Source organism: Gracilibacillus sp. D59, from assembly GCF_052246695.1.
In the GTDB taxonomy this organism is placed as follows: Bacteria; Bacillota; Bacilli; order Bacillales; family Amphibacillaceae; genus Gracilibacillus.
In genome coordinates this window covers 82499-97266 of record NZ_JBQQCK010000008.1, presented here as the reverse complement: position 1 = coordinate 97266, position 14768 = coordinate 82499, and the positions used below count along the sequence as shown (strand labels likewise).

The 14768-nt window shown below is 36.1% G+C and carries 8 protein-coding genes and 1 pseudogene; 6 read left to right on the top strand and 3 right to left on the bottom strand.

Annotated features, from left to right (window positions below; genetic code table 11):
- The first annotated feature begins 15 nt into the window (after positions 1 to 15).
- The gene (locus tag ACTWP4_RS14455; RefSeq protein WP_443129486.1) at positions 16 to 1980 is read left to right on the top strand and encodes a beta-galactosidase; all 1965 of its coding nucleotides are present in this window, start codon (positions 16 to 18) and stop codon (positions 1978 to 1980) included.
- Positions 1981 to 2341: 361 nt separating this feature from the next.
- Here the strand turns inward: ACTWP4_RS14455 and ACTWP4_RS14450 are convergent, their stop codons facing one another.
- Positions 2342 to 3199 carry an AraC family transcriptional regulator gene (locus ACTWP4_RS14450; protein WP_443129485.1) on the bottom strand — a complete coding sequence of 286 codons (858 nt, stop codon included), beginning with the start codon at positions 3197 to 3199 and terminating at the stop codon, positions 2342 to 2344.
- A 251-nt stretch (positions 3200 to 3450) separates the two neighbouring features.
- Between ACTWP4_RS14450 and ACTWP4_RS14445 the strand changes: the two genes are divergently transcribed.
- The 4 genes and pseudogenes from ACTWP4_RS14445 (at position 3451) to ACTWP4_RS14430 (ending at position 9366) form a co-directional block, all read left to right on the top strand.
- Positions 3451 to 4893 (top strand): sulfatase, encoded by a 1443-nt coding sequence (locus tag ACTWP4_RS14445; RefSeq protein ID WP_443129484.1) that lies wholly within the window; start codon positions 3451 to 3453, stop codon positions 4891 to 4893.
- Between the two features lie 24 nt (positions 4894 to 4917).
- Positions 4918 to 6261, top strand: a complete 1344-nt coding sequence (locus tag ACTWP4_RS14440) for a sulfatase family protein (RefSeq protein WP_443129483.1) — start codon at positions 4918 to 4920, stop codon at positions 6259 to 6261.
- 86 nt (positions 6262 to 6347) lie between these two features.
- A complete protein-coding gene (locus tag ACTWP4_RS14435; protein ID WP_443129482.1) occupies positions 6348 to 7784 on the top strand; it encodes a sulfatase family protein in 1437 nt (478 codons plus the stop codon).
- Positions 7785 to 7803: 19 nt separating this feature from the next.
- Positions 7804 to 9366, top strand: a pseudogene (locus tag ACTWP4_RS14430) (sulfatase family protein).
- A gap of 223 nt (positions 9367 to 9589) precedes the next feature.
- Here the strand turns inward: ACTWP4_RS14430 and ACTWP4_RS14425 are convergent.
- Both ACTWP4_RS14425 and ACTWP4_RS14420 read right to left on the bottom strand, forming a co-directional pair.
- Entirely contained in the window at positions 9590 to 10798 is a 1209-nt protein-coding gene (locus tag ACTWP4_RS14425; protein WP_443129481.1) for an ROK family transcriptional regulator, read from the bottom strand.
- Positions 10799 to 11050: 252 nt separating this feature from the next.
- Entirely contained in the window at positions 11051 to 12823 is a 1773-nt protein-coding gene (locus ACTWP4_RS14420) for a glycoside hydrolase family 2 protein (protein WP_443129480.1), read from the bottom strand.
- Positions 12824 to 13298: 475 nt separating this feature from the next.
- Between ACTWP4_RS14420 and ACTWP4_RS14415 the strand changes: the two genes are divergently transcribed.
- Positions 13299 to 14708: an ABC transporter substrate-binding protein gene (locus ACTWP4_RS14415; protein WP_443129479.1), complete on the top strand. Its 1410-nt coding sequence runs from the start codon at positions 13299 to 13301 to the stop codon at positions 14706 to 14708.
- Positions 14709 to 14768: the final 60 nt, after the last annotated feature.

Here is a 14768-nt window from a genome sequence, read left to right as displayed (position 1 = left end):
GGGAAGGGGATAAAGATGGATCAGACAATAACAATCGGTACAAGCTATTATCCAGATCATTGGCCGAAAGAACGCTGGCAAACAGATATTCAGATGATGGTTGAAGCAGGAATAAAAACGATACGGGTTGCAGAACTTTCTTGGTCTAAGCTTGAACCGAAAGAAGGTCAATTTGACTTTAGTTGGTTAGATGACTTTATCGAATTGGCAGAGAAAGAAGGACTACAATTTATTCTCGGAACTCCTATCGAGGCATCTCCTGTATGGTTAAGAGACAAACATCCAGAGGTGGTAAGGCACGACAAATTTGGACATATCCACGCAGATAGAGGAATGCATTGTCATAACAATGAAACATTTCGCTTTTATGTGAAACGTATCGTTACAAAAATGGTAGAGCATTACAGTGATCATCCAGCTATTATCGGTTGGCAAATTGATAATGAATTAAGAAATGTTGATTGTTATTGCGATGAATGTGCTGAGAAATTTAGAGAATGGTTAAAGGATCGATACGGAACGCTTGAGAAGTTAAATGAAACATGGGGTACGCACTTTTGGAGTCAAATTTATAATGATTGGGAAGAGGTTAGGCTCCCTTCTGCTGATCAATTAACGATTTCAGTTAGTCAAAAGCTAGATTTTACTCGTTTTGGATCAGATTCTACGGTAAATCATTTAAGCGAACAAGTGGATATTATCAAGAAACAAGCAGCAGACCAATTCGTAACACATAATATGTTAGGTTGGTATCATAAGTTGAATGCTTATGATATCGGAAAGAAGTTAGACTTTATTAGTTGGGACAGTTACCCTAGTGTCGATGGTGATAATGATATTGAATGTTTCCTTCATGATCATTATCGATCGGTTAAAGAGAATAGTCACTGGGTTATGGAGCAAAAAAATGGTTACTTTAATTACAGTGATTATAACTTAGCCATTGAACCGGGATTGGTACGATTATGGACGTACCAGGATATCGCTAGAGGTGCTAATGGAGTTATGTATTATCGTTGGCGTTCAAATAGATATAGTGGAGAACAAAATCCGAATGGCTTATTAAGACACGATGGAACACCAAGACGGGCATATTTCGAGGCAAAGCAAGTAACTAACGAACTAACAGATTATAGTGAAGAAATTGCTAATACAAAAGTAGATGCACCTATTGCGATTATTTATTCCTTTGATCAAATGTGGGGATTTGATTCACATGTACAATATAAAAATTTTGATCATCGGGGCCATCTATTAACCTATTATAAGGCATTAAATCGGATGGGTTTAACAGCAGATTTAGTTGAACCAATGGCAGACTTATCTGGCTATAAGCTTGTTATTGCTCCTTCTATGGCAATGATGAATGAAGAAATATTTCAAAATTTTAAACAGTATGCCGAGAAGGGTGGTCAACTCATTATTGGTGCTAGAAGTGGCATGAAAACATGGGCCAATACAACAATAGATACACCTTGGCCAGGCCTTCTTGGTGAGCTTACAGGAATTGAAATTGATGAATTTGAAGTTTTACCTGATCGTTACAGTAATACCATTTCTTATAAAGAAAGAGAATATGATGTAAAAGTTTGGCTAGATATGCTTAAACTAAAAACTGCTGAATCACTTGCTGTTTATAAGAAGAAATTCTATGCAGGAAGAACTGCAATTTCGAAAAACAGATACAGTAAAGGAAATGTTTACTATGTTGGTGTAATGGGGAATGAACAACTTATTAGTAATCTACTGTATGATATTGTACAGGAATGTAATCTTTCCCCTACACAGTTGCCTGATGGAATATATGTTTCGAGTAGAGTAAGTGAGAATACTAGATATACCTTTTATATAAATAGAAATGACACTGCAACTTATATGAATTTACCTGAAAAAGGCTTCGATATCATAAATGGAAAGAATATATCTGGTGAAGTACAAATCAACGGATTAGACGTGCTAATTGTAAGAACAGCATTATAAAAAACTAACAAAAAGACTGCTTCTTAATAATAAAAAGAGCAGTCTTTTTAGAAAGTAAAGAATATATATTTGTGCAGATAAAACTCCGGCAGAATACTGCGCTTTTACCCAAAGGGCATAAGTCAACATCTGCTCAAGCAAGCTTTCGCAGTGTATCCTATACCGTGGGTACGGGCTTTTCGCTAACTTGGTATAGAAAAAGGTAGCTGAAGGGCAAACCCCATGGAAAGGGAAGTGGGCAGCCGGAGTGGTGGTCAAACGTCGATATATTTCATAATGGCTACTCATAGCAATCGCCACAGACCTACATACCATATAGTTATAAGGTTATGCGGTTTGCCCAGTTTTTCTTATAGCCTAACTAATGGGGGGGATTTTGTTTTTTTATGTAGTTCTTTGGAGAGATACCGTAATAATTTTTGAATGCTCTTGAAAAAGCATATAGGTCAGGATACCCGATCGAATAAGCAACTTCTGTAATGCTAATGGTTGGATCTGACATTAGTTCAGTAGACAGCTTCATTTTTAAAGATACAAGGTATTGTACAGGACTTGAACCAACTTCTTTTGAAAAGGCAGTTGTAAAATGAGAGCGATGAAATCCAACATAGTCAGCAACATCTTTTACAGTAAGACCTTCTGTAAAATGCGTCTGCATATATTGTTTACTTTTCTCAATCCAATCACTAGAAATATTGGGAGTAAGATTACTCTCTGAAGCTTGTTCGATAAGAAAGTGAAACAATTTATAAATCAGACTTAAGCGAATCAACCCTTCGTCTGCATAGTGGTGTTGAAAATAATGAAGCACTTCTTTAACAATAGTCATAATCTGAGGTGTGATAAAACTATCAATTTTAAAATCTTGCTCTTTCAATCCCAGCCGATTCAGTAAAGCTAGCGCTTGCTTGCCATTAAAAGCAAGCCAAAACAATTCCAATCTATTAGTAGGATCTGTTTGATATTGGTGAATGTGATGAGGAAATAGACAAAATATGTCTCCTTCTTTTAATTCGATAATAGAGTCATTTTGTTTAATCTGTCCTTTTCCTTTAAGTACAAAGTGAAGGCTATAAAAATCAATTTTACGAGGACCAACTTGAAAATTTGGTTTAGCTTGATTAAAACCAGAGCGGATTGGCCAAAGTCCCCCGGAACGTTCTATAGCTGAAGGGGAAAAAAAACAATGGTAGGCATATTCATGAGCATATTCTTTCATTTTATGTTCCTCCATTTCAATACATCATATCAAACAAAATGAATAGCTTGTTTTACCATTGAATATTTTTATTATACTTGTTATTACTTATTTTTAAAACATTTAATGTATGAATCTTTTATTGGGAAATAATTGAAATACAACAAATTGATAAAAGTAAGCAAACAAAATGATATTTTAATAGCAACTTGCCAATCTTATAATGAGGACATATGAATTGAGGTGAAAAAAATGAAGACGATTTAGTATTATTGGATTCAGTAAATCGAAACATGTTACAGACGTATAATCACCAAACTTGGGTCAAAACACCAAACATAGATAGACTAGCGAAAAAAAGTATGATATTTGATAATCATTGGGCAGGCTCTTTACCATGTATGCCTGCGAGAAGAGATATTCAAACAGGCAGATTGAATTTTTTAGAGCGAAAATGGGGAGGTATAGAGCCGTTTGATGTAACACTTCCTCAAATACTAAGAGACAATAATATTTTTACACACATAACAACTGACCACTATCATTATTTTTCCACAGGTGGAGAAAATTACTGTCAGCAGTTTGATACTTGGGATTTTTATCGTGGCCAGGAATCAGATCCATGGGTATCCAATGTCAATCAGCCGTCTTTACCAGATCATTATTACGGACAAGTTAGGAAACAATACGAGTTGAATCGTACAAACTTTGTCAGCGAAGAGGATTTCTCAGGTCCTAAAACAATGCAATCGGCTTGTAAGTGGTTAGATGCGAACCATCATGCTGAACAATTTTTCTTAACAGTGGAAGCGTTTGATCCACATGAACCATTTGATTGCCCGGAATACTATGTCGATCAGTATAAAGATAACTATGAAGGGCCTAGATATGAATGGCCGAAGTATGGTCCGGCGGAAGAACCTTTAGAGGCAACAGAGCATATTCAAAAGAAATATGCTGGCACATTAACGATGATTGATCATTGGTTTGGTAAGTTTCTCGACAAATTAGATCAATATGATTTGTGGGAAGATACATTGGTTATCTTTACAACCGACCACGGATTCTTGTTAGGTGAACACGAACTTTTAGGTAAAAATGTGATGAATGTTTACAATGAACTAGCTCATCTTCCACTACTGATACATCTTCCTGGCAGTAAACGAGCAGGTGAAAGAATCGACGCCATAACACAAAATATCGATTTAATGCCTACTATTCTAGATTTTTATGATATTGGCATCCCAGACAGAATAAAAGGACATTCATTAAAAGAAATGTTAGACAAAGAAAATAACAAGGTTAGAGATGTAGCTTTATATGGATACTATGGAGTTGAAGTTAATATAACAGATGGCTATTATACGTATTTTCGATCACCTAAGGATGATAATCAGCCGTTATTTTTGTATACAGCAATGCCAACAACTCATAGAGAATTTATAACCTGTGAAAATGAAAAAGAAATTGAATGCGGTAGATTTTTACCTTATACAGATTTTCCTGTATTTAAAATCCCGCAAAAAATTGGGAAAGTCAGGATTTACAAAAACCAACCATTAAGACAAACAAGGCTTTATCATATTAAGCAGGATTATTTACAACATCATCCAATTATTGATGAAACAATCGAAAAATCATTGGCCAAAAAAATGAAACAAGCAATGAAGGAAGCAGGAGCACCAGAAGAACAATTTACTAGGTTGGGATTATAAAAAAGTTTAATTAGGAGGTATTTCATGAAAGACAACATGAATGTAATTTTTATTATGACAGATCAGCAACGGGCAGATTCTATTGGTCCAAATCGCACAGCAAATGTTTATTTTCCTAATATGGAAAATTTACGTCAGGAATCTGTATCGTTTGATAATTTTTATACAGCAGCTTCACCATGTGTACCATCTCGTCACTCATATTTAACAGGAAGACAGCCATGGAAAAATGGGGTACATGGAAACCTTAAATTTGGTGAAGAAGGAGATCCTACATGGATGCAGTTACTTCGTGACCGTGGATATAAATGCGTTTCTGTAGGAAAAACACACATGGTCCATGCAGGTAGTTTTCATATTCAAGTTCCAGTAGGCAAGACATTTGGTGATAGTGGTGACTGGAATCATTTTGAGCCTGCTGCATCACCAGAAGAAGACGACTTATACTATGACATCCATGCAACTAGACGTGCGTGTGATGCATTAGATAGATTAGATGACGGCGAGGATCCATTTGCTATGTTCATAGGTTTCCATGCTCCACACGAACCATATGTTATGCCGGAAAAATATTTAGATTATTGTAAACCAGAAGATGTAACCTTACCTAAAAATCGATCTGAAGAAGAATATGAAACCAAATCAGAATCCTATCGAAGACGTGTTAATTTGTTCAAAGATAAGTTTGGAAATATTACGGATGATATGATGCGAAAAGGAATTGCTGGCCATTATTGTTTATTGAAAATGGTTGATGATTGTTTAGGAATGATTATGAATAAACTCAAGGAAAGCAAGTTACTAGAGAACACCTTGATTATTTTTGCCTCTGATCATGGAGAAATGCTGGGGGAACATGGCATTTTCAATAAAGCAGCAACATCATATGAAGCCGAAATTCGTGTTCCATTCATGGTGCGTTTCCCTGATGGATATAAAGCAGGAGAAACAGTAGAAAGTCTCGGTTCTAGCATTGATTTTGTGCCTACTCTATTTGATATGATGAACTTAACACCTGATATATCCTTACCTGGACGTTCACTAGTACCTACCTTCCAAGAAGGAAAGTCTGTTAGAGACTATGTAACCTTAGCCGATGGAAACGGAATGATGGGGATACGAACAAAGAATTATAAGCTTTGGTATAGTCCTCATTTCAAAGATGGAGAAATGTATGATCTTATGCAAGATCCACAAGAGCTAAATAATTTATATCATAATCCAGCATACCAATCATTACGCGGAGAACTTTTTGAACTAATGCTTCATGCACGAGCGATAGATGATGAGCGAGATAATGCGCCGACGAAACGTGACAAATTACGTCATAAGGAAGTAAAAGCTTCCTATGAACCAGAAGTGGTATGATGTCACCTGTTTGGTTTCAAGCCATAGAAATCTTGAAGAATAGATAGAGAGAGAAAATAACAATAAATAGAAGGAGATAACTGATTTTGAGAATAATATACATTGACATTGACTCGATGAGACCGAAACATTTTGGTATTCATGGCTACCATCGAAACACAACACCAAATATGGATAAAATTGCAAAGCAAGGTGTACGCTTTAATCGGGCATACTGCGCGACATCTCCCTGTGTGCCATCACGTGCCTCTTTTTCTAGTGGTCTATTTGGTATTCATTCAGGAGTAGTTACCCACTGGGGACCAGGTTGTGACTATCGCTATACAAATGATAAAGATCGCCCAATGTTTACACGGCTATTAAGGGAAAATGATTATAAACTAGCGACTTTTTCATCTTTTGCAGATCGTCATGATGCATTTTGGTATATGGCTGGGTGGAATGAGGTGCACACGCATACTTTAAAAGCAGGTAATGAGAATGCCGATGAGGTAATCGATGCTGTATTACCTTGGCTAAAACAAAATGGCAAGGATGATAATTACTTTCTACATTTACAATTGTGGGACCCACATCGGAATTACACGATACCGAATAAATATCAAACATTATTTCAAGATGATCCAGCACCAGCTTGGCCAGATCAGTACACGATTGAGCAGCATCAAAATAATTATGCACCATTTAGTGCGAGAATGACTTTTCCATACAGTGACAAAAGCCCGTTAGAAACTATGCCAGATCGCATTGGCAATACTACTGATTTCAAGAAATTTGTAGATAGTTATGACGGTGCTATTCGTTATATGGATGAACAACTTGGTAGACTTTTTGATACGCTCGAAGAACTTGGTGTAATGGATGACACAGCCATTATAATCAGTGGTGACCATGGTGAGGCAATGGGCGAACATGGGATTTATGGTGATCATGTATGTGCAGATGAAGCTGTTCACAATATTCCTATGATCATTAAGTGGCCAGGATTAGAACGAACAAATGTCCAATTCAATGAACTTGTTTATAACGTTGACTTACAAGCAACGATTTGTGAAATGCTCGGTATCAAGGTTCCAAGAAAATGGGACGGCAAGTCTTTTGCTAATTTATTGCGTAGGACGTCGTATACCCCGAGAGATTACCTTGTTTGGGATCACGGCTTATATAGCGTAGGTAGATCTGTTAGAACAGATGACTGGCTACTGATGCGGACATACCATCCAGGGGTGGTTCCGCTAGAACCAATAGAATTGTATCAAATGAAAGAGGACCCATTTATGATAAACAATTTAGCAGAAGAGCACCCGGAGATTGTAGAAAAGCTGGATCATTATTTACAGGAGTGGTACCAGGAGCAAGTAGGGCAACCGTTTGAAAAACCAGACCCCCTACCATTAGTTGTAGAAACGGGTCCATTCAAATATATTACCAAGGATAAATGGGCAGAACATTTAAGCAATACTGGAAGAGAAGATTTAAGAGAGCAATATTTGCGAAGGATTGGTGAAATAGACAGTATTTGATTCATAAAGAATGTGAAAAATGGACTTTATTCAAAATTATATAAGGAAGATTAATATGACAAAACAAAGACCAAATATATTATTGGTACAAACCGACCAACAATCTGCAGAAACGTTAGGATTATATGGCAACCCGATTGTTAGAACACCACATATTGAAAAATTAGCAAAAAATGGCGTGGTATTCGAGAATACCTTTTGTAATTATCCAGCTTGTTCACCATCACGCTCTTCTATGATGACGGGAAGATACGCAACCACTATTCGTAATCATGCGAATCATATGCTGATTAATCCAGAAGAAGTAACGTTGCCGCAAGTGCTGAAGGAATATGGCTACCAAACGGCACTGATTGGTAAAAATCATGCATTTATGAATGGAGATCAAAATAATTACTATGCCAAAAGTGAAGATCGAAAGGACCACCTTCACGAAGTATTTGATTTTGTTCGATTAGCTGAGCACGGTCATATTGTAGATGGATACCATGAGGATCCTGAGGTCAAAAATGCACATGCATGGGCACAAAACAATTGCTGGGAAAGTCCATTAGGTCATGGAACAAATCCTACCTCATACGAAAAATGCGGCTCCTATTTACTTGGTAGTACTGCCAATGAATACTTAAGAGAAATGCATAAATCTGATGAACCATTTTTCTTGTGGCTATCTTTTCCAGATCCACACACCCCTTACCAGGTACCAGAGCCATATGCTAGCATTTATCAACCAGAGGATGTACCGTTGGCGCCAAAGGATGAATTATCAAATAAACCAGAACGTCAAAAGGTTGCCCATGTCATGGATGCAATGGACAAAGTCGATGATGGGACGCTTCAACAGGTAAAGGCCATTCATTATGGAATGATAAATTTTATTGATGATAATATTGGGTGAATAATGAAGCAATTAGAAGATTTGGGAATGGAAGAAGATACAATCGTTATTTTCACTTCCGATCATGGTGATTCAATGGGGGCACATGGCTTAATTCAAAAACATAATGCGTTTTATGATTCGTTTACCAATGTCCCTCTTATTGTTTCGTGGAAAGGAAAGTTAGAGGCAAGTCGATGTGAACATCTTATTGAACTGATAGATATCATGCCAACCATTTTGGAATTAACCAATACTCCGATTCCCCTTGGTGTTCAAGGGAAAAGCTTTGCACAGCACTTATTTGATAAGCCGTATACACCAAGAGAATATGTTGTAATTGAAAGCGGAGAAGCTGGGGAACCTATGTCTTTTTCTGAAATAACTGTTCGACCAGCGGGTCCATTTGATGATCGTTATTTTGTCTGGTGTGCTTATCGTGAAGCATTTATGGGTAAAGGAAAAAGCATCCGGACGCATGAATGGAAATTGAATATTTATACGAATGGAGACGGTGAACTATATAATCTAGAAAAGGACCCACACGAATTGCACAATCTGTATGATCAATCGGATTATGCTTCCGTTATCTCAGCATTAGAGCACCGATTACTTTACTGGTGTATAGAAAAAGAAGATGTAACACCTGAGAACAGAACTGTAAATGTTAATTATAGAGCTAAATGTGGAAAGAAATATGAATGATTAAACTGCCTTAAATCCCAATATTTATGATCACGGCTAGATGAGGCTTTAAGATGGATTGATTATTGTAATGGCACAGAAGAAACAGAAGTTGATAGATAATACAAATATACGCTGAAGAACTAATGGTCAATTGCTTAACTGGCGTAAACTTAAGTTCTTCAGCTGTACACTATCCTTTTGGAATTCGGAAATACTACTGTGGAAAGATAATTTTCGAGAATTAATGCTGTTCAAATAATTCACGTAAAACGAGTGTGACAGCACCGACTGCCATTCCTTTTTTACCTAATTTGGATAGAACTATTTCGTTATGGTTAGTCTTTTTTAAAGAACTATTTTTCACCATGTCTTTTAATGGATTCAGAACTACATCTCCAGCGGAAAAAACCCTTCCTTCTAAAATTACTTTAGAAGGAGTAAGTAAATTATTTAGATTCGCAATGGCAATCCCGAGGTATCTTCCTGCTTCTTCCAAAGCTTCTTTTGTGATGGAGTCATCTTCTTCAGCTGCTTTTAGTACCATTTCAAATGTTAATTCATCTTCTTCATGTAACCAATCGTTTATTACAGTTGATTTTCCCAATCGAATACTTTTCTTTACTTTATTCAGGATGGCAGCTTCTGAAGCAAAAGTTTCTAAACAACCAAAGTTTCCACAACGACACTTTGATCCGTTTAGGTCAACAATAGTATGACCTATTTCTCCTGCGCCGTGAAAAAGACCACTATATATTTGATTATTGATGAATATTCCTGAACCTATTCCTAGACCGATGCTTATACACGTAAAATCAGAAACATCTTTTCCTTCTCCATACCAGCTTTCTGCAAGTGTCAGCGTTCTTACATCATTTTCAATAAAAACAGATACTGGATACACCTTTTCGATTTCTTCTTTTAAGGAAATATTCTCAAGATTAAGATGCGGAGAAAAAATAACTTTACCATTATCTGCATCAACTAGCCCGTGCATTGCTACACCGATTCCGGAGATTGCTTGTTTATCTACACTTGATTTGGCTACTACTTTTTCGATAGATTCAAGTATGATCGTAATATACTCATTTTTTGAACGAATATTTTGAATAGTTTTCATGTAAGAAGTCACTATATTTCCATCTAGAGTAGTGATAATAGCTTCGACTACTTCAGCAGCTGCATAAATACCTATCACATAGGCGGCATTAACATTAATAGAAAGCATTAAAGGCTTTCTCCCACCTTGAGTTTTGGCTTCTCCAACTTTTTCAATTACCATATGCTCTTCTATCAGTTCACTCACTATGGAACTGACAGTAGGAGGAGCTAATTCTGTTTTTTTAGCTATATCGGCTCTGGAGATAGGCCCTTCCAAACGAATCATATTTAGAATCGTTGACTTATTTATTAATTTCATTCCTTCAAAACTGCCTGTTTTTAAATTGCTCATTACATTATCCCCAATTCTAAGTAACCATTGATTGTAATTAGTATATAATAAAACGAAAAATATACAAATAAATTAGGATACACTATCTGTTCTGATAAAATTGTGCCACTGTTAAATACATTGTATATTTTAATTAAGCTTAGGCTATTTTAGTAGCAGTGTGATATAGATAGTAAACACCTTTTTTTGAAACTGCTGGGAGTCCATAGTCGGTGTTGTCCATGGAGATAACAGAATTTTATAAAATAAAGTTTATTCCACCTCACTTGAAAAGCGTTTGCTTCTAGATCCTTCGTTAATCTTTCTGATTTTTTCTAATGGAATTTTTGGTTTTCGATCATACGTAAGTAACCCGTTGATTTCTTGTTCAACATCTGTTAGTTGTGTATAGCAAAAGCCTTGTACTAATGGAGACTCTAATAGAGCTGATACAACTTGATAATATTTTTCTTCAAATTCTTCATCCGTTTTTGCCCCTGAATAACCCCATCCATTCCAATTGCTTTTCTTGTAAGCAATACCGCCAAATTCTGTCACTTGTACAGGTTCGTTGTTATATTTGTAACCAGGGATATAAATCAACCTGCTGCCTGGAGTAGAATGAAGAATATTGTCAATCGTATTGTAACGGTTTTTCAGTACGGATTTTGAATCTTCATAATCATGTATGGTGCATAAGTCTGATTCGGTATGCTCCCATCCATCGTTCGAAATGACTAGTCTAGTGTTATCTAGTGATTTTGTTAAATAGTACATAGCTAATGTATGGTACTGCTGTTTAGTTTCAGAAAGTAAATTTGGAACCCCCCAGCTTTCATTTATTGGAACCCAAGCTACAATCGAAGGATGATTATAGTCTCTTTCAATCGCTGCCTGCCATTCTTTCGTCATACGTCTGACAGCATCTTCACTATAATCGTGACAATTTGCCATTTCCCCCCAGACTAATAACCCAAGTTTATCTGCCCAATAATAGTATCTGGGATCTTCAATTTTTTGATGTTTTCGTGCTCCGTTAAAGCCCATTTGTTTGGTGAATTTAATATCATTTTTGATTGCTTCATCTGAGGGAGGTGTTAAAATTCCATCAGGATAATAACCTTGGTCTAATACAAGTTTCATATAATAAGGCTTGTTGTTTAGCATTACTTTTCCATTTTCGACGGAAATTTTCCTCATACCAAAATAACTATCCACTTGGTCAATGATTTGGCTTTCTTCTATTAATTGGAAAGTTACATCATATAATTGTGGATGTTCAGGACTCCACAATCTTCCCGTTCCATGTACATGAAAATCATTAATTCGAATTTTTCGAATATCTTCATGGTTAGTTAGCTGGAAAGTATCCTTTGCGACTAAATTACCTTCAAATGTGATAGTTATTTGAAGAGAATGAATGGGTAACCAGTTCTGAATCGTGTATTTCACGACTAACTCATCTTTATCAAGGTCAGGCGTCAGTCTTACTTTTTCTAGAAAAGAATGTTCGACTGCTTCTAACCAAACTGTTTGCCAAATCCCTGTAGTTCTGGTGTAAAAGATATTCTCCGATTCTTCTTTCCAATACTGCTTGCCGCGAGGTTGATCTAATTGATGTGAATTATCCATGGCTCTGACAACTATTTCGGCACGATTATCCAATAACTGATCAGTAATTTCTACAGAAAAAGGCACATGGCCGCCTTCATGATCCAATACATGCTGTCCATTAATCCAAATAGAAGCATAGTAGTCTATGGCACCAAAATGCAAAATAACTCTTTTATTGTTCCACTTATTCGGAATTTCCACTTCTTTTTTATACCAGACAAGATCATGGAATTCAGAAATTCCAATACCGCTTAACTCGCTTTGATAACTGAAGGGAACGGTAATTTGTTGAGAAAAATCTGGTTTGTCAAACCATTTTTTCCCTAAGCCTTCGTTGATATCATCAAACTCAAAATCCCATTGTCCATTTAGATTCAGCCACTCATTTCTGTAAAACTGAGGTCTTGGGTACTCTTTTCGTTGAACTGTCACTATTTTACGCCTTCCTTTCAATCTGATATGTTTTTATGGTTAGTAAGTTATATTAATTAACAAACTTAATATATTATAACAAACGCTCTTAACCTTTGCTACCATTAATCAAATAAAAGGTATATCACTTCTAGGTACTATGAATAGAGGTTTTTCGTCAAAAACTGATAAAATATTACTTTGGCAGAGGTAACCGTAAAAAATCTCTTGTCATTAATTTGGATTCATGTTAATATACAATAAATTAATTAATCTAACTAACCGACTTTATAATTTAGAGAAATATACATAGATAATTTTGCCGCAATCTGTAAACGATTACAGATAAATGCTTAAGTTTTCCCTTTATATTTTTGTATGAACATCTATTTCGTCATATGTAATCGCTAACATATGCGTTGAAAGGAGTGATGGCTTTGAATTTAATGTAAACGATATCATATATTGTTCTAATAAAAAAAGGAGGATCATTTAAATGAAAGAATATTTCAAATTATTACTGCTTTTTATTTTAATACTTACTTTTACAGTTGGATGTAATATCAATTCGGGAGGTGACTCTGTTGAAACAAGTTCTGAGGAGAGTACAGAGGGAACAGAAACGGAAGCAGAAACCGATACAGAAGCAGGAGGTGAAGGGGAAGAAACAAATGGAATTGATTATACCTATGATTCTAGCATTACAGGAGAGATAACTTTTTGGTCTTGGGATGAAATGTTTAAAGATGTCATTAAAGAATTTAATAAAGTATATCCCAATGTAAAAGTGGAATTAGTCAATATGGAATTAGGCGAATTACATGATAATTTACAAACTACTATAAATGCAGGTGAAGGAGCACCAGACGTTTCTCATGTAGAACAGTTCCAAATACCAAGGTTTCAATCGGAAGGATTGTTAGTAGATGTTTCTCAACCTCCATATAATGCTAGTAGATTCCGAGATCTGTTCTCTGAATATAATTGGACTCGTTGGCAGTCTATAGATGGAAAACGCCAATTAGCTTTGCCGTGGGATGTTGTGCCTGGTGTATTTTATTATAGAACCGATATTTATGAACAAATGGGGTTTCCGACAGATCCTCAAGAGTTAGGTGAATTCTTGCAGGACCCTGAAAATGTATTAACAGTAGCACAGACTTTCTCTGCAAATGGCATTTATATGTATGAATTCAGAGATTCTCCAGCTATTCAATATGGAGATGCTGTAGGTTACTTCGATAGTGAATATAACTATCTACGCAATGATGAGAGAATGGCAGAACTGTTAGATACAGTAAAGCAAGGTGTCCAATTAAATTGGGCTCCTCAAATGTCTATCTTATTTAGTGACGAAGGAAAGCAATTAGTTAACCAAGGGAAGGTAGCATCTTTTCCAGCAGGTAATAATGCAGCACGTCACCTTGCGGATATTTTTCCAGATCAATCAGGAAAATGGAGTGTTACCCGAATGCCTCTTGGAGTTAATGTAGCACTAGGTGGTTCAACATTTGTAATTCCTGAACAGAGTGAGAATAAAGAAGCGGCTTGGGCATTTATTGAATACCTCACTTTATCAGAAGAAGCATGGAAAATTTATGTAGAGAAAGCTGTGCAACCTGGAGTAAGTCATATTACTAGTCTGCCGTGGTTCCAAGAGCATACAAACGAATACTTAGGTGGAATTCAAGACTATAAATTCTATGACACCCTTGATGAAGCTATTCCTGTCCGCAAATTCACCCCGCTTGATGGAGCTGCATGGGATATTTATATCGAAAAAATAAATGAAGCAATTGACAAGAATATTGATTCCAAAACCATATTGCAACAAATTGAAGATAATACACTTAAACAGCTTGGACCTGAAATTGAAAAGCAGCTAACGGAAATGAATGGTAGTTAAAGGTAATGATTATTGTTTCACTCTGTTCAACAGAGTGAAACAATATGCTAACTAGAGATA